The sequence below is a fragment of the Calditrichota bacterium genome (genome assembly GCA_016867835.1).
GTDB lineage: Bacteria > Electryoneota > AABM5-125-24 > Hatepunaeales > Hatepunaeaceae > VGIQ01.
The window spans coordinates 1-23,324 of record VGIQ01000037.1; the positions used below are offsets into that span (position 1 = coordinate 1).

General features: G+C 57.7%; 14 protein-coding genes. 5 read left to right on the forward strand and 9 right to left on the reverse strand.

Annotated elements, in window-relative coordinates:
* The 9 genes from FJY67_05635 to FJY67_05675 all read right to left on the reverse strand — a co-directional run.
* Positions 1–637: hypothetical protein (locus tag FJY67_05635; protein ID MBM3328941.1), on the reverse strand; the 637-nt coding region annotated here is incomplete at its 3' end.
* Between the two features lie 67 nt (positions 638–704).
* On the reverse strand, positions 705–3,566 hold the full coding sequence (locus FJY67_05640) for a hypothetical protein (protein ID MBM3328942.1): 2,862 nt from the start codon (positions 3,564–3,566) through the stop codon (positions 705–707).
* A gap of 269 nt (positions 3,567–3,835) precedes the next feature.
* Positions 3,836–7,099, reverse strand: coding sequence for a hypothetical protein (locus FJY67_05645; GenBank protein ID MBM3328943.1), 3,264 nt, complete (start codon positions 7,097–7,099; stop codon positions 3,836–3,838).
* Positions 7,096–10,308, reverse strand: a complete 3,213-nt coding sequence (locus FJY67_05650) for a hypothetical protein (GenBank protein MBM3328944.1) — start codon at positions 10,306–10,308, stop codon at positions 7,096–7,098. The genes FJY67_05645 and FJY67_05650 overlap by 4 nt, the downstream gene beginning before the upstream one ends.
* 15 nt (positions 10,309–10,323) lie before the next feature.
* Positions 10,324–13,080 carry a T9SS type A sorting domain-containing protein gene (locus tag FJY67_05655; GenBank protein ID MBM3328945.1) on the reverse strand — a complete coding sequence of 919 codons (2,757 nt, stop codon included), beginning with the start codon at positions 13,078–13,080 and terminating at the stop codon, positions 10,324–10,326.
* A 70-nt stretch (positions 13,081–13,150) separates the two neighbouring features.
* The gene (locus tag FJY67_05660) at positions 13,151–13,258 is read right to left on the reverse strand and encodes a rubredoxin (protein ID MBM3328946.1); all 108 of its coding nucleotides are present in this window, start codon (positions 13,256–13,258) and stop codon (positions 13,151–13,153) included.
* Between the two features lie 101 nt (positions 13,259–13,359).
* A complete protein-coding gene (locus tag FJY67_05665; protein MBM3328947.1) occupies positions 13,360–15,651 on the reverse strand; it encodes an NADP-dependent malic enzyme in 2,292 nt (763 codons plus the stop codon).
* Positions 15,652–15,736: 85 nt separating this feature from the next.
* Positions 15,737–16,723 carry an HD domain-containing protein gene (locus tag FJY67_05670; protein MBM3328948.1) on the reverse strand — a complete coding sequence of 329 codons (987 nt, stop codon included), beginning with the start codon at positions 16,721–16,723 and terminating at the stop codon, positions 15,737–15,739.
* The gene (locus tag FJY67_05675) at positions 16,720–17,451 is read right to left on the reverse strand and encodes an SPOR domain-containing protein (protein ID MBM3328949.1); all 732 of its coding nucleotides are present in this window, start codon (positions 17,449–17,451) and stop codon (positions 16,720–16,722) included. The genes FJY67_05670 and FJY67_05675 overlap by 4 nt, the downstream gene beginning before the upstream one ends.
* Positions 17,452–17,723: 272 nt before the next feature.
* Here FJY67_05675 and FJY67_05680 point away from each other — a divergent pair, with 272 nt between their 5' ends.
* From FJY67_05680 to FJY67_05700, 5 genes are all read left to right on the forward strand, one after another.
* Positions 17,724–18,890, forward strand: coding sequence for a branched-chain amino acid ABC transporter substrate-binding protein (locus FJY67_05680; protein ID MBM3328950.1), 1,167 nt, complete (start codon positions 17,724–17,726; stop codon positions 18,888–18,890).
* 51 nt (positions 18,891–18,941) lie between these two features.
* Positions 18,942–19,844, forward strand: a complete 903-nt coding sequence (locus tag FJY67_05685) for a branched-chain amino acid ABC transporter permease (protein ID MBM3328951.1) — start codon at positions 18,942–18,944, stop codon at positions 19,842–19,844.
* Positions 19,844–21,037: a branched-chain amino acid ABC transporter permease gene (locus FJY67_05690; GenBank protein MBM3328952.1), complete on the forward strand. Its 1,194-nt coding sequence runs from the start codon at positions 19,844–19,846 to the stop codon at positions 21,035–21,037. The genes FJY67_05685 and FJY67_05690 overlap by 1 nt, the downstream gene beginning before the upstream one ends.
* Positions 21,038–21,192: 155 nt before the next feature.
* On the forward strand, positions 21,193–21,957 hold the full coding sequence (locus tag FJY67_05695; GenBank protein ID MBM3328953.1) for an ABC transporter ATP-binding protein: 765 nt from the start codon (positions 21,193–21,195) through the stop codon (positions 21,955–21,957).
* A gap of 201 nt (positions 21,958–22,158) precedes the next feature.
* Positions 22,159–23,324, forward strand: a 1,166-nt coding sequence (locus FJY67_05700) for a gamma-glutamyltransferase (GenBank protein ID MBM3328954.1), incomplete at its 3' end; no start/stop codon positions are given.

Sequence of the window (23,324 nt, forward strand, 5' to 3'; positions counted from 1 at the left end):
AGGCTGTCAGGAGCCGGTTCAGACGTCCGGTCGATGGGGTGACAACCCGGACGCCCTGGCTCACCAGGTCGGCGATGTAGAGACTACCTTTGAAGAGGGTCATATCGCGGCTTTGGCGACCGCTGTGAGGCACTGTCGTGAGCACCCGGCCCTGCCGATCGAACTTCACCAGAACGCCGTTGGGATTAAAATAGACCGCTCCCCAGAGAGCGCCGTTCTCAACCGCTACACCGGCCATATGTTGATATGGATTGAGGATTGCCGAGTAGCGGCCATCCCGTTGGATGAAGTAGGTCGAATCGGAACGCGGGCTAAGGTAGATTAACTGCCCTTCGCTGAAAGCCAAACCGAGGCAGTCCGGAACCGGCGCCCGCAGACTATCTACGAAGGTATCTTCCTCCGGATTATAAGCCCGAATCCAGTTGCCGCGCTCGCCGACGCCGCCGACCCAGAGGATCCGGCCATCCCAAGCCAGACCGCTCGAGTTATAGGGCAGCGAATAGGTGGCAATAACCTGATCGGCCTGCAATGCTGTAGGAAGCACCGCCAGCGCAAGCATCCAAACGAGGACGATTGAGACGGCACCGGAGGTGAGCAAGGCTCGATTCTGATCAGGAGGTGTAAACGAACGATTCAATACGGCTCCAGATTGGGGCTTGTAGAAGAAACTCTATTCCTGGGTTGATCCTGACAGGCACTGCAAACTACTTGATGTATTGACCGCGCACGACCGATTGCCCGGAACGACTGATGAGACGGAACAAATAGTATCCTGCAGCAGGGGCGCCTGCAGACGCTGCACCGAAGTCAACCGTCAGGCGTCCCTCCCGCGAGTTGACCTCGCGCGCAAAGACCTCGCGACCGCCGATGCTGTAGATTCTCAAAGATCCGGATTGGTCACCCGGCGGCAGTGCATAGTCGATGACGACCGAGGCATTGAACGGATTGGGCGAAAGGCCGAGCGATAGTAGTTGTGGAACAGGCGCTGGAGCCGGGGGAGCAGAAGCGCGCAAATCGCCACCGGTCGAGATACAGGTAACAGTCCATCGGGCGCCGCCGAACTGGACGAGGAGATCATCGCTGCCGCCGAGATCGACATCAGCAAAGGATTGCATCGCCACGACCGGCTGGCGGCCTTCGTAGATCCACTCTTCGCCATGATCCGACACTCGCAGATCGATTACCCGTCCATCATCGAGGCCAATCGCAAGAGTCGCTTCAGCACGGTCGATCCGTCGCGGCAGAAGCGCAATCGCCCGGACCGGCGAACGATATTGCAGCGTCCAGGCGGCACGGCCGCTACCGGGATCGACGACCAGAACCGATCCCCCCTGTCCAGCCAAGGCGACGCCGGTGATCTCCGCCTCGGGCGATTCCCGCACCAACAGGGCGTGCTCAAGTGGGCCGTAATTTTCGCCACGCGGCGCCATATCGAGCGACCAAATCGTCTGCATCGTGCGTAGATCCCACATCTCCACTCCTCCAGCGGTATAACTCACTACCGCAAGGGGGCGACCATCGAGGTCATTACGAAACGCCATAAGTCCGGAAGTCGGAAGTGTCTCCGCACTCCGAATAAGCCCCCCACCCTGCCCGTCAAAGGTCGCGAGGAGACCCTGCCCGGTGGCGACGAGGAAATCCTCGGCTCCGTCGCCATTCAGATCACCAGCCAGCTCAAACTGCACGGGATCGACGAGGTTTCGCATCCAAACCTGCCTACCGGTTGCGCCATCGAGCCGGGCCAAAAGTCCGTTGCCGTCCCGCGCTTCACAGAGAATGACCGGGTCATTGTTCCCGTCCCCGCTGTAATCAGATGGGGCTTGAACGGCCAGGAAGTTACCGGCGCCATATTGCTCCGGAGACCAGTCCCATAGAACAGCCCCTCGACGACCATCAATAGCAAATAGCCCACCTGCGGCACCGCGAACTGCCAGAAGCAGGTCGCGATCCCGATCGCCGTTTAGTTGCACTCCGGCAGCAATCGACCCCGAAGGCGAGACCGTGATCCCGGCACCTTGAAGCCCCAGGTTCGCCTCCCAAAAGTAGTCGGCATCACCGGATGCAAATCCGTTCAGGCAGAAGACCCGCCCGTCAGGCTCGGCGACTATCACCTCCTGGATGCCGTCCCGGTTCATATCGCTCTGAACAGCCATCGCACCGAGGCCTTCCACGCCACCGGTCATTTGGTGCTCCCACAACACCGTCCCCTCGGCATAGACTGAATCGCTTCCAGATCCCGCCAAATAGATGTAGTTGTAGCGCCATTCGTCATTGGCGTGAACTACGATTGTGTCGAGATATTCGATGTCGCGGAAGGGTGTAAACTCGACAGCAAACCGCAAGGTTTCGGCAGGCTCGAAGACGAACGGCAGCGCAGGCCGGTCCAAGCGGAAGATTTCGGGGATGCCGAGATACATTGTATCGACGATCAGCAGGTCGTTGCCCTCGTTGACAAGTAACATTGTGGCACGTCGGCTGCCATCTCTGCGGCGGTCGGCGCGAACCATCCCAAAATCATATTCTTCCGGCCTGACTCCCAGTCTTCGGGCGCTGTAAACGCCGTGTCCGGTCAGGACGATCCGGGTTATCGGGGTGATCGGGTCGTTGGTCTGAAGAACCAGAGTGTCATCGTAACGTTGATAATCTTCCGGGGTGAAGAGCAAGTTCAAGACGATTTGACGTCCCGGCTGGACTACCGGTTGCTGGGGAAAGTTCGATATCTGATAGCCGTTGCGACGGGCCAGACCCACGTTGTTGATGGTCAGGTCGGCGTTGCCAATGTTGAAAAGCGAAATGGCAACATTACTGGCCACATTGAACTGAGCCAGGCCGAAATCAACCCGAAATGACGAGGGCAATAGTCGCGGCGCCGGCTCGGCGTCGAGAGATATTCGGTAAAGCACGTCGTCGTCAGCGCCATCGCCATCGTCGATCAAATAGAGATGCCGATCGTGATAAGTGACAGCAGTCGGGTTGGAAGCCGGCGAAGGAAAGATGTCAAGCAGTCTATTTTGCACAATATCATACTTATAGACACTCCCGCCAGTCGGATCCGTTATCCAGAGATTGGTGCCATCATAAGCGATGTCGCCGGGATTAGAGAGATTGATCTCGAAGCGCCGGATTTCGGCTCCATCGGCGCGAAAGAGCGCCAGTGCCGACACCCCGTTACGCCGTTCGACAGTCCAGAATCCTGCATCCGTTATCGCCAACCCCTTCATTGCTGGATAGGGGTTATCGCGCCGGTCGAGCACCCGGCCCTCAAAAGAGAGCCGATAGAACCGACCGGGGCCAAGATACCAAAAGCCCTGGTCATTCACTGCAAAGCCCCGGCAGGCGGCTTCGGGAGCGTCGATACGACCGGCGATTTCACCGGTCTCGGGATCGAGTCGCACCACCAGCGAATCTTCACTGAACGTCGGGCCGCACCATATAAAATCCCCGTCCGAAGCCGAAACGGCATACCCGTCCGGAACGCGCACGACGTCCTGAACCTGCCAGGCTGACAACGGCGGTGCTACGATCGGCAGATAAAGGAGTAGGATTGCTCGCAGTGAACGCGCCATTCTTTTCCGGCGCGTTCCGGTTGGTCGAAGCGAAGAGTTGATACGACGGCCTTTCGTGCGGTTTATGATGATCCTATCAACGCGCGCAATTGCAAAAGGTGTGCCTTGATGTCAGCATAACAAATTGTACGGCACGAGTTTCGGACGCGCGTCAAATTGCTACAAACTCCATCAATATCAGCCGTGATGCGAATGTGTGGGAAAAGAAGCCGAAGAATCGCCTGGCCGGAGTAGTGCAAAAATAGCCGGTTGGTGTGCATTATATGCACTTATAAATCGCCAGTCTCAAGGGTGACTTGAACCGCCCGACCTGAATAGAGGTAATGTATCCAGGCTTCATCTACCGGTTGTCTCAAGGCGATATGCAGTCCGCGGGCATATTCCTCAAGTTGCCGGGTGTGGGAATCGAGATCTTCCCGGCCGGTCTTGAAGTCAGCTATTCCAATCCGGCTATCGACGCTCTGCCAAAGAATGTCGATACGACCACTCATTAATCTATCCACAGACAGTGTCAGGAGCGGCATCTCGCGGTGAACGCGCTTCGCCTGCAACGCTGCCTTCCAAATAGGTCCCGTAACGGCTCGCTCCAGGAACCCGGCTATCTCGTCCGCCTCCAATCTCTCTTCGGCAGCGACCTTTTGCAGGAGTCCGACATCCAGTTGCGTAGTTAGAGGCGATATTGCAAGGTAACGGTGAACGGCCGATCCGATCCTGTGGGCGCGACCATCCCCTTGGGGGGTGCTCAGAGCAGACTTCGTGTCATCGACAATAGGTGACCCTTCAATCCCTGGATGGAGGATTCTATCAGACAATGTCAAGAGGTTCTGTGACACCGACTGGTGATACTGTCTTGCCCTAACGAATGCTTCCAATCCCGCTGCCTCAAGGCTTGAAATCTCCAGCCCGGTATGTTCCTGGTGCGGCTGTTCCACAGCATTGTCAGTTATAGAGATGTCCAACCATCCAAAGAGGTCGTCTTTCCTGCCGACGAACAGGTTCTCGCCATTAACGAAGTCGTTCAGGAGTTTCAAATACCCTTTCGGTTCACCCGCTACCGGATAAGGCAGCAGCAGGTGATCCCGCGCTCGAGTCAAGGCTACGTAGAGTTTCCGGTATTCCTCAGCGTGGATTTCCCGTTCCTCGATCTCGGCGGCAGGTGCGTAGCCTGGCGTGGCGAAGTATCCGCCCTTCTGGCTCCCGATCCGGACCTCGACTTTGTAGCCAACGGGATCCTGTAGCACACCGGGCAAATTGCCGGTTGAATTGGCTCTTTCAATGTCACGGTTGATATTGGCCAGAAAGACCACCGGATATTCAAGTCCTTTGGCGGAGTGAATGGTCGAAAGCACCACCCGGTCGGGTCGCACCGGGCTGGCTGCGGCGGGGAGATCGCCGCTTTCGATAAAAATATCCAGTTCCCGGCGAAACTGGCGCAGCGTAACCGCACGACCACGACTACTTCCTGTAGAGCGGGCTTTCAAGACATCGAGCAGCGCGGCATCGCCTTCACCTTCGGAGGAGACAATTGATAGTGCTTCGCGGACACCGGTTACCTCATAGAGGTTCTCTATAAGGGACTCCACACTTGACCGATGTTTGATTGCCCGCAGATTCTGAAGGATCGCAAGCCCGCGACGCAGTTCCGGTCCGGCGTCCTCAACAGGCTCTAAGTCTCTTCGCATCGACCGACTGCACTGCCAATATCTCACCAACTCCCCATCCTGCACCCCGAAGAAGCAGGATCTCAGCGCCGCGAAAAGCGCCCCGCTGTCATGGGGGTCGTCGATGACCGCCAGAACCTGTTTCAGATCGGCTGCCACCTGCTTCTTTAACTGATCCTTACCGCCGCTGATTTGAAAGGGGATGCCAAGTGAGTCGAGCATATCGCTGAGGGCACTCGTCCGGCCGCTGATAGATGCATAGAGCACGGCAATATCGCCGCAGCGAACCGGACGCGACGCGATGGAGTGTCGATCAAGAACCGTCCAACCTTCGTCCAACATCTTTTTGATCGAATGAGCAATGAGCCCGGCTTCCCGTTGCAAAACTCCGTCCGCTTCCCCCCGGCTCTTGTCTTGATTGTTGTTATCTTCATTAGATCGTATGATCTTGACCGCCGGGCCGGAGGACGGAGTGTCACGCTCCTGAGATGCTGTTATAGGGATATAGCGATCTCCGGTCTCTGCCCAGAGCGGTTCACAGAAGGCGTTGACAAAGGCTATGATGCCCTCAGTTGAGCGAAAGTTCTGCGTAATAGCGACTTCGGACTCGCCTCCACCGACCCAATCTCGCATTGCGCGGTAGATTCGGGCATCGGCATTGCGAAAGCGATAGATCGACTGCTTTGGATCGCCTACCAGAAAGAGCCGTCCAGGGCCAGGATTGGGAGTCGTCTCTTCGCCCGTCTGACCGGTTAGAATCCTGACAATTGCCGCCTGTCGGATGTCGGTATCCTGAAACTCATCGACCAGCAACCGGCCAAAGCGAATGCGCAATTCCTCCGCCACAGCAGGCTGTCCAAGCAAAATATGGGTCAGATTGAGTAAATCATCATTGCTGAGGATACCGGAGTCGCGCTTGCGCTTCTCAAAAGTCGCGATCGCGCCCCGTCCCCAGTTAAGAAGATTGATGAGCGCTGCAGACTTAAGCGATTCCAGCAGACCTTCGGCCCGGGCGCGCAGATCGCTCAGGGTTGTCCTTACCCAATCGAGGTCGGCTTTGGAGCGCCAGTTCCCGGCATTGCCAAGCCGGCCGGCATTCGGCGCTCCGGCAATGGTGAACAACTGTGAGATGAGGCTGCTGTCGTCGGCGTCGGACTCGCTTGTAACAGTATGCTCCAGTTCCTGAATCGCTATCAGCGCTTTGTCATCAGACGTGATTACCGCACTCTTAGCAAAAGTTCGCAGTTCGCGCAGTTCCTTCGAGATTGCGGTCGCTGCACTCAAATCGACTTTCATCGGGTTAAAGACGTATGCTCCGTGCCCGCGGCGGCTCAGGTCGAGCATTAGCGCTCTCAGTCTCTCCAATGACCCGCCGAGGGTGAGAAAACGCTCAATCATGAGGTCGCGAGCCGGATGATCCTCCGATAGCGCAGCAAGGAAGACTTCGTTAAAGAGCAACTCCTCTGCAATGGCATCGATCACCTCGAAATCTGGTGCTACGCCACATTCAAGAGGATAGGACCGAAGTATTCGTGCAGCGAAGGAGTGAATGGTAGAGAGCGAAGCGGAATCGATGTCGCGCAAGGCTTGCAGGACGGGCAGAGACGCGCCGCCATCCACCAGCGTTGCTTCCAACTTCCGGCGCACCCGGTCGGCCAGTTCCGCAGCAGCCTTGACAGTAAAAGTCATCGCCACGAATGACGACAGCCCTTCAGCAGCAATTAGATGGGCGACCCGTTCACTCAGGAGCGTCGTCTTACCGGTTCCGGCTCCGGCTTCGACTTGCAGTGTCCGCCAGAGCCAATCACCTTCGCCGCGCGCCCGAGCCCGAGCCTCCGCATCGAGCGGCATGATAGGTGGTGTATCGTTCATACCTTATCTTTCGCGCGCAATGCCTCGATGCGAGTTGCTCGCGGATCGCTCGCCCCCCGGCGTTTGGCGGACGACCTGCTCCGCATGTCGCAGAAGTTGGAAGCCGGACAATGGGCGCAGTCTGCGTTGCTGTGCTTTAGAGGCGGGTAAAACCCTGTCGTCTCTGAGAGTAGAAAGGCCGAAAGTATGGACTCCAGTTCGTCGCGGTCCTGGAATATTCTTGTTCCAGAGTAGTCAACAGATTTCAAGCGTCCCGCGCTATCAATCCAGAGATACTCACCAGTAAACGACTTCACAGACAGGTGCGGACGCCGATTCATCTGCAAGAGGATATAGAGGGGAATCTGCACCCGTGTCCCGGCGCCATAGTCGCGATTGGAAGGAACTTTGCCACCAGTCTTGTAATCTACGATCCGCACCCGGCCGGAAGAGTCCTCGTCGATCCGGTCGATACGCGCTTCAAGTTCAAGGCGCAGGTCTATATCATCGACCTTAAGGTTTAACTCTTCCCTCAAGTCATGCTCCACTTTCGAGACCCAGCCCGAGGCGTCTTCAACAGCCAGTCCGGATGCCGCGCGGAGAATCCGTCGACGAAGTCTTTCGCGGTAAATGCGATGCAACCCCGCCGGAAGTACCTGATCGACAATTTCAGCGTCCAGCAAGCCTTTAAGTTTCTCGTTCATAAGAACGACGTTCCGGTCCCGGTTGGAAGTCAGGAGAGGGCTAAACTCCGGATCGTTGCGGGCGGTATTGAACAGCCTTGCCAGAGCCTTGTGAATCAGAGATCCGACGGCTGCCGCAGACGGCGCAATACCGGGCTCAACTTCGTCAGGCTGGGCCAGACCAAGTCTCACGGTTAGAAGATAACGGTAGGGACATTGTGCCCAAGTCTCGATTCCGGTTACGGGAACCGACAGAGCATCGCGGCTGGGGACGACTTCACCTATAACACCATCCCAAGCCGTGAAAAGGTCTCCCCGTCTTCGTGCGCCATAAACACGCTGCGAGTATTCGACCTCCGGATCGAGGCGGTGCAAGATACCGAAGCGAAGTCTTGCCGGATCGAACTCAGGCGGGCAATTTAGGCGGCACCATTCCCGAACGAAGAGAGCACGGTCAAATGCCAGTAAGCGCGGTTCGCACTCCAGCGCACCGCTCTCATAGTGGTGGAAGTATGGCAGCCCGGAAAGTGTCTCTGAATCAACCGGTGCGCCATTCAGCAATCGTGCAAGTTCGATGATGTAGCGCGACGGAAGGAGTCCGCTCCCATCGAAGGGCGTCTCGCGAGAATAAGAGAGGTGGATCGTCCGGCGAGCGGAAGATACGATAAGTCCGAGCAGCAGACGCTGCTCTGATGTGCGCTCGGAGCGGATGCTGACAGGAAATCCCGGATCGTTGCTGAGGTGTAAATTGATCCGGCGGCGCTCGCTATCGCTGAGCAAATCTCCTTCGGGGATCCCGGACGGCACCCGACCGGCCGCCATACCGGGCAGGAAGAGGTGATCGAACCCCAATCCGCGGACATCGTCGGGCGTTGCCAGCGTCACCCCTTCAAGATACCGGCCGGCAGGTTCGTGATGTGTCTCAGCGAGGGAGCGCCGGACGATTTCCAAAAGCAGATCCCTCGAAGCCGCAGGCTCTGTGCTGTCGGCAGCCAGCAAGCGAAGTTCAGACTCAATCGATACCGATTCGTTCCCTTCCACCAGGTGAAGCCTAAGAAAATCGCAGAGCACTACTATCTGTTCCGCCAATGTTGCGGCGTCGTCCAGTTGCTTCAGGCCGTTGTCGATTCGCTGAAGGAAGACGGTCAAATCGAGCGCGATCCCGGCATCGACCTCTATCTTCAGGGGATATTCTCCCGCGCTGTTCAAGCGCTCATAAATGCCTTTGACGACCGCGATCCAGCGCTCGAGTGATGCTTCGTATAGTCCGGCTGCGCCAATGATCCGCTCCCAGTGCATATAGCGAAGCGGATTCTCATCCCCGGTTCGTTCAAGCAGCCCGAAATAGTCCGTCAGTTGCTGGTTTCGGCAACGCATCCGGTCGATTTGCAGGAGTTGGAGGAACTGCCCGGATTCATTGGTCTCAATGAGAGACCTTCCAAACTGGTTGCATAGGGGCACGCCGGCCAGGTTGAATCGATCGCGGAAGCGCTCGAGGTAATTGCTGCTATTCCACAGGATTATGGCAATTCGTTCAGGCGGCACTGACTCGTCAAGCATCAGCCGCAACACCTCGGCGACGATTCGGTCCACTTCATCGTCCGGCGTGGCGAATCCGGCAAGTTTGACATCCGGCAGAGCGGCCAATTCAACATCAGACCGATCTGCAGGAGCATATCGAAAAAGGCGTATCGGAAGGCTGCTGACAGGTTCCCGGTCAGAGAGCAACTTTGCCTCCAGATGGAACCGTGCGGTCCACCGGAGCAACCTCCGGTCAGCAAACTCGAATGCCGAGCCGTATTCGTCGAAGCAGCCTCCGGCAGGCATGAAGAACGTTCCGTAAACACCATCAAGAAGCGAATCCAACCACATCTCCTGAAGTCCATTCAGGTCGTAAATGCCGTAGATCAGAATGCGGTCGGTTCCATAGATGCGGCGATAGGCTTCGCCGGCTCTGCGGCTGGAACGATAGAAATCGGCGTCGGTTGTGAATTCGGCAATGCGGCGACGATATTCGCGCCATATCGGAAGCAGTTGTTCCCAACGGGAAGACGATCCGGAATGCAACTGCAGGCTCGCGATTCCCGAGTCGTCAGAAAGGGCGGCTTGATCGAGGTCATCGAAGACGGATGCCAAAGAACTGAGGAAACGCACTGACACTAACGGGCTGTCCGGCCTGCCTCCAGGCGCTTGCTGCACCGCCCGGTGAATGAGCAAGGGCTTCAAACCAACAGGCAGTGAGGGTTTGGTGGCTAACGTAACCGGTGAACTTATTGTCGAGAGTTCTTTCGCCAGTCCACCGAAGGTCCGGATGTGGAGGTTGACTATCCCTCCCCACCTTCTTGCCGCAGCATAAGTCAGGTAGTCGGAGACCAGTCCCGATCCGGTAACGACGACAACTGGCGACAGCGGGTCGTCGCGCTTTAGAGATTCGACTTCGCTGAAGAGGGCGTCTTCGAGGATCAGTTGGGAGGGTGAGTAGTGGATGCTTCCGCGCAACGGGGCGGTTGGAGGAGTGCTGGACGATAGTAGGATACCGGGAGTCATACGATGCGGTTCATACTAACGCACGAGTGTAATCCGACGGGTGACGATGTCTCCTCCCGAGATCATTTGCAGATGATAGATGCCGGATGACAGCCCTCCGGCGTCGATTTGGAGCCGGCTGTTCCCAAATGGCACCGTCGTCTGTCCGGCAAGCACCCGGCGCCCCGCCGGGTCGAAGATTCGCCATACCAGTTCACCGCCCGGAGTTGACGAAAAGAACGCAGTAAACCGGTTGTTGAACGGCTCGGGATAGGTCGAAAGAAGCAATGTTTCCGGCAATAGCCTGACGCCGTGCCTTGCGCCACCCATAATCGACCACCTATAGCGAGCCGATGCAAAGTGGCGGAAGAGTTCGGTCGGATCGTCGCCCCCGGCCAGTGCAAAGACGGCCGGGAAGGTATCGCCGGATGCCAGGGTCAGCGGGCCATAGCCGATCAACTGGGTCCAGTCGGCGGATTCAAGTCCCTCGGCGCGCTTGAAGCCTTCAATCAGCCATGACAGTTTGCCGGCATCGCTCCAGGAATTCTGCATCGACCGGTTCGGGAGGGCGACATGAAAATCGGGACGTCCCTCCAAGGTCGCCGCGCCGAACATCGTCCCGACAGGGTGGTCATAGGATACCCATCCGCCGCCTCGCTCCCTATCGTAGCGCAGGGTGTTGGCACTGGACTCGACGACATCCCAATCGAGGAAGAGGCCGATATAGAGGCTGTCGAGATCGGATCCGTTCGAGTTGGTCACTTCGTAAGAGAAGATCACATACCGGTCATCGGGAGCCGACCCGAAGGTATAGGTCGTTTGCTTGACGCTGATATTGAGCGGTGTTTCGGCGCGCGAATCGGCATAGTAAGCTGTCGAGACCTCATCGCCGCCGGCAAGTCTATCAACCACAATGCCCTGTCTGCGGCTGGCAAAATCGAACCGTCCGCGAGCCGCATCGCCATAGGCGTTATCCGAGACCCGGCCTCGCGTCCCCCCTATCATCAGGGAGCCGTGAAAAAGCCCGGACGGTCCGTCGGCGGGCACTCGAAAGCCCTCGCCAGCAATGCTCTCGCCTACGTAGTCATACCAGCCGATGGCTCCAAAATCGGAGACGCTCAGCCTGACATCCCCTCCCCGGTGACTGGCAGTCGGTGACCGAACCGTAATCTCAAACGGAAGCGTCTGACGCCTCCGGTCATTGGAATAGACCTCCAGCGCACAGCGCAACCGGCTGCCGGGAGCGGCATTAGAACTGATGCGACCGGCGATTGGAGTGTCGAAGTTACCGGCCTGTTCGCCGGTAGCGAGATCGCCTAAAAGTGTGCGTACCGTGTCGAAGGAGACGCCGCCGCTCAATGCAATAGGAACGACCTCGACATGGTGCGCTGTTGCGGCAAGCGAGTTGCGGATCCGGAAGGCAACTTGAATGTCCTCTGCAGGGTCAATCACGCCGTCGTCATTGCCATCGATCTTGTCACTGACCTCAATAGCAAGCAGTTCGAATCCGTCAAGCGAGGCTGCCAAGGACCGGTAGATATTAAGTCGGCCGGCACCGAGTTGGCCGTTGTAACCGGGATTCAACTGGTCGATGGGATCGGCCGATCGCATCAACTGCAATCTCACCTCTTGCGGCGTCCAATCGGGGTGTTTAGAGTAGAGCAGCGCTGCTGCACCGACGACGAGGGGCGTCGCCATAGATGTTCCGGAAAGGATGCCGAAGCCATTCGACGGCAGCAGCGATAGGATGCTCTGACCCGGCGCGCTGACCGAGACCCAAGTGCCGGAGTTGCTGAACGACGCCCGTTGGTCGCGGTCATCGGTCGCGGCGACGGCAAGCACCCCGGGATAACCGGCGGGAAAGTGGTTGAAAGCCGATCCACCGCTGAGGTTGCCGGCGGCAGCCACTATCAAAGCGCCTTTCGACAAGGCGTAGTCGATGGCAATCCGTTCGACTAGCGAGGGCGAGTCGCTGCCCCACGAAAGGTTAATTGCCCTGGCACCGTTCTCGACCGCGTAGAACAGCCCTTCGTAGCCATACCAGATCGCGCCTCCGGCACCGGTGCGAAGTGACATGATCCGACAGTCCCAGGCGGCTCCGGCGATGCCGTAGCCATTGTCTGTAGCGGCTCCGGCGATCCCGGCGACGTGCGTCCCATGGTTGTCGGAGCGCGGCGGTCGTGGATCATTGTCGTTCTCAAAGAAGTCCCAGCCGTGGAGGTCGTCGATGAAGCCGTTGCCGTCGTCATCGACGCCGGGTCGTCCTACTGCTTCAAGACGGTTCACCCAACGTTGCCGGTAGAGGTCGCCGTGATCGTAATCGACGCCGATATCGACGATCGCAATGATGATGCTTGAGTCGCCGCGCTCGATGTCCCACCCGGCGGAGGCGAAGACTTGCCTGAGCCCCCACTGCTCGGCAAAGAAGGGATCATCCGGCGGCGCGTCGGCGCCGTTCAGGTCATTAGGCTGGTCCAGCAAGGCGCAAGTCTGCCTTACCGGACTTATTTCTGCCCACAGGACGCCGGTTAACTGCGACACCCGATGCTGAAGATCAACTCCATCAACATCGCTCGACTTCCATCGAAAGAGGCCTTTTAGCGGGTCGTAGTTCTGAGCAGTCGTCGGGATTCGCAGCGGCTGGATGGCAATGTCGATCGGGTTGGCGTCCCGCCGGGGCAGCGCCTCGTGCAGCCAACTTGCGACCGGCATCCGGTCTTTCCCGACCAGCGACGGCTCAAGTTGGAAGATCACCTCCGCCGCATTCAAGGGTCCGAAGAGTCCCACGAGCAATACAACGGGGGTGCAGACTCCCACACCCCCGTGTCGTTCGCGGATCAGTCGTTCCCCAAGAACAGGCGATTTACGACTTCTTCTCAATCGTCCCCGAGGCTCCGCACTGGGAACACTTTTGAGGTTTGCACCGGCACTCTTTTTCGGCGCCGCAGACCTTGCAGACAAATACCGCCATCGGTATCTCCTTTTTGAATTGGATGATATATATCAAAGCCGCAACCGCGCGGCATTTGAGGCGGTAGTATCAAGACCTGCGTCTGATTGGTTCCGATCATATTATCCCCCTCTCAACTCCATCGCCTGCACCGCGGCGATCGCCGAGATGTTGACGATGTCCTCGACCGATGCTCCCATCTGAAGGACGTGATAGGATTTGGAAAGGCCCATCAGGATGGGGCCGATAGCTTCCGCGCCGCCCAACTCGATCAGAAGTTTATAGGCGATGTTCCCCGATGTCAAGCCGGGAAAGACGAGGATGTTGGCTTCTTCCTTGAGCCGGCTGAAAGGAAACGTCTCGCGCAGGATGTCGGTATCGAACGCGGTATTAGCCTGCATTTCGCCATCGACGATCAGGTCGGGGTGGGTCTTCTGCAGGATAGCTACTGCCTGCTGAACGGTTTCGACCATGGGATGCCGCACCGACCCGAAATTGGAGAACGAGAGCATTGCTACGCGCGGCTCGATGTCGAATCTCCGGGCAGTTTCGGAGGCACAGAGAGCGATCTCGGCCAGGGTCTCAGCGTCGGGCAGGATGTTCACCGTAGCGTCGGCGCAGAAGATCAACCGGTTCTTAAAGAGGAGCATGTAAAGCCCCGAGGCGTGCTTCAAGCCGGGCGCCAGCGGGATCGTCTGCAAAGCCGGGCGAATGGCTTCGGGATAGTGCCGCTCTTCGCCGCAGACAACGGCATCGACGAGCCCTTGCGAGAGCATCATTGCAGCGTAGTAGTCGCGATGCCCCAACTGCCGCTGCGCTTCCCGGCGGGTGACGCCCTTGCGCGCCCGCAATTGGAAATAGGACTCGATCAGGGACTCTCGCGAGGAGTGGTGATGAACATCGACGAGTTCCATTCCGTTCAGGTGGACCGAGAGGCGACCGGCGGCCGCTTCGATTTCCTCCGGGGAGCCGAGCAGGACCGGGATTCCGATACCTTCATCGAGGACCCTTCCCGCAGCGCGAAGAATCTTTTCGTGATGGCCTTCCGGATAGGCGATCCGGACGGTTGCGCTCGACTTTGGGCGGCGACGGGATTTGTTGATCACCTGCCGCATCACTTCCTTGGAGCGTCCCAGACGCCGTTCGAGTTGTTCCTGGTAGGCTTCAAAGTCGGTGATAGGGATTCGCGCGACACCGGTCTCACAGGCGGCTTTCGCCACCGCAACCGCTTCCCAGAGGAGCACTCGCGGGTCGAACGGCTTGGGGATGAGGTATTCCGGGCCAAAGTCGATCCGGTCCAAACCGTAAGCGTTGCAAACCGCTTCGGGGACATCCTGTTTGGCAAGATCGGCGAGGGCTTTTGCCGCAGCAACCTTCATTTCCTCATTTATGGCGCGAGCCCGGACGTCGAGCGCACCGCGGAAGATGAACGGAAAGCCGAGGACGTTGTTCACTTGATTAGGGTAGTCGCTCCTCCCGGTCGCCATCAAGACGTCGTTGCGTGCGGCGACCGCAGCCGGATATGGAATCTCCGGGTCCGGATTGGCCATCGCGAAAATGATCGGCCGGTCGGCCATCGAACGGACCATCTCGGGCGTCACGCAATCGGCGACTGAGAGTCCGCAAAAGACGTCGGCGCCCTTGAGCGCTTCCTCAAGCGTCCGGCATTTCGTGTCGCGGGCGAAATCAGCCTTGTATTTGTTAAACTTGGGATGCGACGGATCGAGGTCTTCGCGTCCGCGATAGACGACGCCCTTGGTGTCGCATAGGAGCACGTTCTCGGGCTTGACGCCGAGCCGAATGTGGAACTTGGCACAGGCGATGCCCGATGCTCCCGCGCCGTTGAAGACAACCCGGATCTCGGAAATGTCCTTTTCGACGATTTCGCAGGCATTCAGGAGCGCGGCACCTGAAATGATCGCCGTCCCGTGCTGGTCGTCGTGAAAGACCGGGATATCGAGGATCTCCCGCAAGCGCTCTTCGACTTCGAAGCAGTCGGGTGCTGAGATGTCTTCGAGGTTTATCCCCCCGAAAGTTGGCTCGAGCATCCGGCAGGCATCAATCACTTCCTTCGGCGTCTTCGCATTCAGTTCGATGTCGAAGACGTCGATGTCGGCGAATCTCTTGAAGAGCACACCCTTGCCTTCCATCACCGGCTTGCCGGCAAGCGGCCCGATGTTGCCGAGTCCCAGCACCGCAGTTCCGTTCGAGACCACCGCCACCAGATTTCCCTTGGCTGTGTAGCGATAGACATCGTCCGGATTCTTATGGATGTCGCGGCACGGCTCGGCGACGCCGGGCGAATAAGCCAGCGACAGATCGCGCTGCGTTGCGCACGGCTTGGTGGCGATGACTTCGATCTTCCCCACCCGGGGACGATAGTGATACTCGAGCGCTTCTTCGCGCGTGAACATTTGATTGACTCCCTGCTGTGATTGCGACCGAACCCGAAGGCTGGCCTTGGCCGCTTATATGACCGCTGCTATTAGGTTATTTATTTTATAGTTCGCCCAACAACTGGACGAACTCGCGGAACACCCGTTCGTCGATCTCAGAGCCCGACATTTCTTTCATCACCTGTAGTCCGTCAAAACTGCGATAGGCATCCCGATAGACCCGGCGGGTCGTCAGCGCATCGTAGATGTCAGCGGTTGAAATGATGCGAACCGCCAAGTCGATCTGCGATCCGGTCAGCCCGAAAGGATAACCGCGCCCGTTCAATTTTTCGTGATGATGACGGACCGCATAGAGTTGATGATCGCCCATCTCGCCGCTCTGTGTGAGCGATTGAAATCCAAACTCAGGATGCCGTTTCATCACCTCGAACTCATCGGCGTTGAGCGGCCCGTCCTTATTAGTGATCGACCAGTCGATGAAACTCTTCCCCACATCGTGTAGCAGTGCGCTCTGCCCAAGTTCGGTTAGACTCTCGCCGCCCGGATAGCCCACCCGCCGGGCAAGCGCTACGGTGTAGAGCATGACATTGACGGAATGGGTATAGGTATAGTAGTCTTTCGATGCGAGGTCCATAAAGCGGGCCAGGGCACCAGGAGTGCTGACGACGAAATCGACCGCCTGTTCAGCCACCTTCTTGCCTGCCCGGACGCCTTCCGATGACGATGGATTCGATATTGCTTCACGCACCAGAAAGACCGTCGTGTCGTAGATTACCGATGCCTTTTGCTGATCGTCGGCATCCGGATCTGCGAGGATTCGTTGAAGATTCTCCTCCAGATAACGCCTTAGTTGACATCCTTCATCCCCCCTAATGAAAATGTAAGAATGCCCGTTCTCGCGCAGCCTTTCGCGGACGCTGCCGTCAAAGGGAATACCGGGTTCCCGGTATTTTATGAACTTGTCATCGGTCCGGATATGGATTTGGGCCTCGAGCACTCCATCGGTATGAAGCTCGTCAAGGGCGATAGAAAGAAACGCCGGTCGTTCAGGGTCGATTTGACCGGCTTTGGGGAGGTGGAATGTCTTCACGGACTTTTTTCAGCAGTGCTTTGAAGTGAGTTTGTAGTAGGAAATAGAGATATGGTCGAACGCACTACCCAGGCATCGGGAAATCCCGATCTCCGAAGCGAATCACAGAGGTTGACCGCTCCCTCACGAGTCGGGAACTCACCTACCCGGACTTTGTATTGCGGCGCCTCGTAGAGCATGTAAGTAGGAAGCCCCGTCATCTCCCGTATGCTGGACTCGGCTCTGCGCGCCAAGGATTGATCGTATCCGGAGAAGACCTGAACCCGATAGCCGTCACGCAATTCCGGTAGTGGTAGAGGCGCGTCTTCCGCTTCCATCGTGTCGGCCGGCATCACCGCATAGGCGAATCGATAGGGTCTGAAGTCGAGACGCGGCGTCGGAGCATAGAAAGCTCTTTCGGGCAGGACCACCCGCGGGAGGTCTTCCCGTTGACGCGGCGGCCAAGATGGGGCTGTGGAGTCGCTCGGTGGCAGCCCACCTTTGGGATCGAACTCGGCTTGTGGTGCAGTCCCAACACACCCGATCGCCAATGCCCAGAAGCAAATCCAGGCGGCACCATGCAGTTGAAGGCGAGGGGAGATGAGCCCGTTCTTCATAGTCCATAATATAGTGGCTTGAGCATCTTTGGCCAAATGCCAATGACAAATTCTGATCACTAATGCCAATGTCTGATGACCTGCCGCTACCAACGAAGGCGTCCGGCAGCAAGCCCGCCTCAAGACCGGCATCTATTCTCTAATCGTCAACCCCGATATTCCGCTTCGTCATCCCCAATAACCCGCTTTCTCTTCCCTGCGCAGACGGGGACCCAGGCCATGTTTGATCGACTGGGTTCCCGCCTTTGCAGGCAAGACTTCCTTTTTCTGCTTGCCGGAAGCGGATAGTAGGATTAGATTGAAGAGGCTGGCTCCGGGTGAATAGCCCCCTCTTGTATCCCCTCCTGCATAGCGGGGGGACGGGCAGAATGACGTTGTTCCCAATTAGTTAACTGGAGTTGACGATGACGAGACCCTCACTCTTGCGGCGCAAAACCGGACTCGGCGGCACGCTCGGGCTGCCGGCGATGCTCTTGCTCGCGCTTGTCGGCTGCAGCCGACAAAGCGATACCATCCGGATCGCGGTCGTATCGCCGATGACAGGCGAATCTGCCAAGATGGGCGAGGATATCTCGCGCGCTGTCCAACTGGCGGTTGAAGAGTGGAACCAACAGGGCGGAGTCCTCGGCCGTCGCATCATCCTCTCCATTGAGGATGACCGCGCCGATCCAAAGGATGCCGTATCAGCCGCGTCGAAGGTCGTCGCTCAGGGAGCGGTCGGTGTCATCGGCCACTACAACTCGTCCTGCACTATTCCGGCTTCCAACATCTATCACGAAGCCGGCATCCCGATGATCACACCGGCTTCGACCAATCCGATGGTCACAGACCGCGGCTACTCGTCTGTCTTTCGCACCTGTGGGCGCGACGACCAGCAAGGCCGGGTCGAAGCCGACTTTGCCTGCCAGGCACTTAATGCCCAACGAATTGCCATACTGCACGATAAAACCACCTATGGCCAGGGCCTGGCAGGTGAGTTCAGAAAGAACCTTACATCAACTGCCGAAGTCGTCTTTGCCGAAGGAGTTACTCGCGGAGATAAGGACTTCAGTGCAGTCCTGACCAGCCTGAAGGCTGCATCGCCCGATCTCGTGATGTTTGGAGGGCTCTATGGCGAAGGTGGACTCATCATTCGACAGATGCGCGACCTTGGTGTCGCAGCGGCTTTCCTGTCCGGCGATGGGGTCTATGATCCGGAATTCCTTCGCATAGCCGGATCTGCTGCTGAAGGCGCTTACCTCTCCTATGCCCCTTCCGCCGAGGGCATACCTGCCGCGCGCAAGTTCCTCGAGTCTTACCTTAAGCGCTGGCCGGAAGTCGGTCCCTACTCGCTATTTGCCTATGATGCTACGAATATCCTCCTGAAGGGGATTGAACTTGCCGGGACGACTGACGGACGCAAGGTTGCAGCAACCATTCATACCAATAGTTTCCCGGCGGCGTTTGGGACGGTCGCGTTCGATGCCAAGGGCGATCCAGTGGTGGCGCCTTATGTGATGTGGATCGTGCGCGACGGCAAGTTGGTGCCGCTCGATGGACTGCCCAAGCCGGTTCACGTCGAGACCCATTGAATAGAGTGAGCAGCCAAGTTCCTCAATGCAAACACCTCAAACTTTAAAGGGATGTTCCTCCAGCAACTAATCAACGGCATCACCCTGGGCTGTGTCTATGCGCTGATTGCGCTGGGCTACACGATGGTCTATGGCATCTTGCAGTTGATCAACTTCGCGCACGGGGAGATCTATATGCTCGGCGCCTACCTCGGAGTGATAGGGCTGGCGTTGCTGCAAGCCATCCACTTTGCCCCTTCTTCGCCGCTTGTATTGGTATTGACGCTGGCATTGTTTGCGGCTTTGATAGCTGCGCTATGGGGGATCACTATCGAGCGGTTAGCCTACCGGCCTCTGCGCGGAGCCGGACGGTTGGCACCGCTTATTGCGGCATTGGGCATCTCTATAGTCCTGCAGAACTTCGTAATGCACTCACAAGGTGCGCGCGAGAAGATCTTCCCGGCTTTATGGGCTGGCTCCGGCTATATCTTCGGCAATACCCGGGTTTCGGCGGTTCAGTTGCTCATCATCATCACCTCCGCTGTGATGATGGTCGGTCTGACGCTTTTGGTGCAGAAGACCCGCATCGGCACGGCAATGCGCGCCACTGCACAGGACCGTGTGATGGCGCAACTCTGTGGTATCGATGCGAACATGATCATCGCGATTACCTTCGCCATCGGGTCGGCGTTAGCCGGCATCGCAGGAGTTCTCATTGCCGCCTACTACGGGATGATCAACTTCTATATCGGATATCAAGCCGGGCTAAAGGCATTCGCCGCTGCCGTCCTCGGCGGCATTGGGACGATTCCGGGCGCGATGCTGGGCGGGCTCCTGCTGGGACTTGTCGAAGCTTTCGGCGCCGGCTATCTCTCGAGCCAATACAAGGATGTCTATGCCTTCCTGATCCTGATACTTTTCCTGATCTTTCGACCGGGTGGATTATTGGGTGAGCAATTGGCTGAGAAGGTCTGATGGGGGCTAACGACGCAGATTCGCCACAAGGAGCAGCCAATGGAGTGAAGGATGATAGCGTCGCAGCAGACCATAGGAGGGCGTTTGAGGCGTTGGGGGCGGTGGCTCTAACCGGTGCGATCACTCTGCCGTTTACAGGTCTGATAGGGAGCCTTGCAATTGCCGTCGCTGCCGGCCTGTTTCAGTATTACTCCTCCGGCGACGCCTCCCATATTAAACGTGGATCATGGCAGCCCATCGCCGTCCCGCAAATCGTCAGAACGCTGCATCCCAAGTTAAAGGGCGCTATTGCAGCCGTCTTCCTTCTACTGCTGCCCTTACTCCTGCTTCAGCGCTACCAGATAGAGGTCTTGACATTAGGGTTACTCTACGCGACGCTCGCCATCGGTCTCAACTACATCGTCGGGCTCTGCGGGCTGCTGGTGCTCGGCTACATCGCTTTCTATGCCATCGGAGCCTACGCCTACGCCCTGCTGAATCTGCACTTTGGCATTGGACTCTTCGCCGCCTGGCCGCTCGCGATGTTGGCTGGAGCCCTTGCCGGCCTGCTGGTAGGGCTTCCGGTGATGCGACTACGGGGTGACTACCTCGCCATTGTGACGCTCGGCTTTGGGGAGATCGTTCGCATCGTCCTGAACAACTGGGACGCGGTTACGGCCGGACCGAACGGCATCATGGGCATAGCCCGACCCAGCCTCTTTGGTTGGAAACTGACTTCGCCATCGGCTTACTACATCCTCGCCCTGCTGCTAACTTGTGTTGCATTCTATACCCAGTCGCGGATGATCAAGTCGCGTATCGGGCGGGCTTGGGAAGCGATCCGAGAAGATGAGTTGGCAGCCGCTCACTGCGGTGTGCCGGTGGTGAAGATGAAACTACTGGCTATGGCTATGGGAGGACTTTGGGCCGGTGCGGCGGGCGCTCTATTTGCCTCCCGAATGACCCATGTTTCGCCGGAGAGTTTCACCTTTCTCGAGTCGGTTCTGGTGCTCTGTATGGTAGTCCTGGGAGGGATGGGAAATCCCATCGGGGTATCGGTTGGAGCTGTCTCATTGATCGTCCTGCCCGAATTGCTGCGGGGAGCCGCCGGCTACCGGATGTTGGCCTTTGGCTTGCTCCTGGTGCTGGCTATGCGCTACCGCCGGGAGGGATTTTTGCCGATGCGACGGCTCAAACTGGCAGGGGGCAATTAGCCCTACGATGTGCAGTTGCTAGTCACCCTAAACGAAGTGAAGGGTCTTCTCCGGACGAGATGCTTCGCTGCGTTCAGCATGACATATATGGAGATTTCTACACTGAATATAATGTCAAAGTTAGGCAGGGTGAATTTCATCTTCCCACATCTACAATGGCATTACTTAAGATAGAGGCCCTATCCTGCCATTTCGGTGGTGTTCGAGCATTGAGCGATGCCAGAGTCGCGGTGTCCGATGGCGCCATTCACGGCTTGATCGGGCCGAACGGCTCAGGCAAGACGACGCTCTTTAACTGTCTGACCGGGGTCTATCGACCTACGGCAGGGAGAGTCGTGTTTCAAGATCGCGACATCACCCGGCTTGCCCCGGCGGACATCTGCAATAGAGGCATCACCAGGACTTTTCAGAACATCCGCCTCTTTGGAGCGATGACGGCTCTGGAAAACGTCCTGGTGGGGATGAACCGTCATTTGAAGGAGTATTGGGCGGGTATGCTGGCGGGCAGCAGGAACTTTCGCAATAGCGAGGACTCGGCTCACCGCGACGCGATGGCCTGTCTTGCACGATGCGGACTATCCGGAGAAGCCGACGCGCCTGCTTCCAGTCTGCCTTATGGCAAGCAGCGCCGTCTTGAGATTGCCCGGGCGCTCGCCGCGAAGCCTCAGTTGCTGCTCCTCGACGAACCGGCGGCGGGCATGAATCCGGCGGAAGCTGAGGACCTCAAGAACCTTATTCGCAGCATCCGCGATTCCGGGATCACCATACTGCTGATTGAGCATAACGTCAGGCTGGTGATGGGTCTTTGCGATCGGGTCAGCGTCCTCGACGCCGGGAGACTTATCGCGGACGATTTACCGGATCGCGTAGCGAACGATCCGAAGGTGATCGAGGCCTACCTGGGCCGAGCGGATGGTTAGGCAGCATTAGACAATGGGACTATTGGACTACAGGAAGAGAATCCTAAAGTGAATGAACGATCTTTGGTACATTCTAATAGATTGAGGCGATACACTAAGCATGCCGCATCGTTACCGGCTGTCTTATTTCTTTATTTCTTCAATCTATTAGACTCTACTGCTGTCGCCGCATTTAGGGCTCCGGTCAGTGCGCAAGGCGGGATGGTTGCAACGCCGCATCCGGCAGCAACCGAGGCGGCAGTTGAAATCTTAAAGCAAGGAGGCAACGCCGTCGATGCCGCTATTGCGGCGGCGTTCGTTGTGTCGGTCGCCGAACAGTATCATAGCGGTTTGGGCGGGGGTGAATTCGCGCTTGTCTGGCGACAGGGAATGGAGACTCCGGCAGCCCTCGATGCCCGCGAATGCGCGCCGGGATATGCCGCCGCCGATATGTTCATCGATCGGAAGACTGGTCAACCCGACGGCGACCGATCCTGGAAGGGCGGCCTGGCGGTCGGCGTTCCCGGGTCGGTCAAGGGGCGTGTTCAACTTCATCAGCGTTATGGGCGGCTCGACTGGGAAAGGGTGGTTGCCCCGGCTATCAGGTTAGCCCGGGATGGCTTGGTCGTCAACCGGATTCTGCACGGCAACATCGACCGGTTGAAGGACGACTTAGCCAGTGATTCCGCCGCATCGACGATATTCCTATCCACCGGCACAACTCCCCGGCGCGGCGATACACTCTACCAGCCGACACTCGCCCGGACACTTGAACAGATCGCCTTGGACCAAGGTGCGTCGTTCTACAAAGGTGTGCAGGCGAAGGCTATTGTCCGGTCGGTAGTCCGCACCGGGGGGATAATGACGCTAAAGGATCTTGCCGACTACCGCGTCGTCTGGCGTAGGCCTTTGGTAGTCGAGACAAGCGCTTCAGGCACGGCGTCTGCGCACCAGATCTGGACAATGTCTCCCCCTTCTTCAGGCGGTTTCTGCATCACCTTGATGCTCAACATCCTGCGTCACGTCCCGTTGGACAGTATGAGCCCCGGCTCGGCAGATCAGATACATATGATAGCCCAGGCCATGGAGCGCGCTTTTGCCGATCGGGCAGCCTACCTTGGCGACCCGGACTTCAGTCCGATGCCCTATCCCCTTAACGACATTACGCATGGCGAATACTATGAGGAGGCCATTGACCGGCGGGAGCGTAAACCGGTAACCGGACCGGGCAACTATAAGTTAGAGCGGATCGAAGCCCCGGATCGCCATACCAGCCACATCTCGGTGATAGACGGGGAAGGCCATATGTGTGCGCTAACGACCTCGGTAAACACCGCCTTTGGGTCGCTCGTCTTTGTGCCGGAACTGGGCATCTTTCTCAACAACAC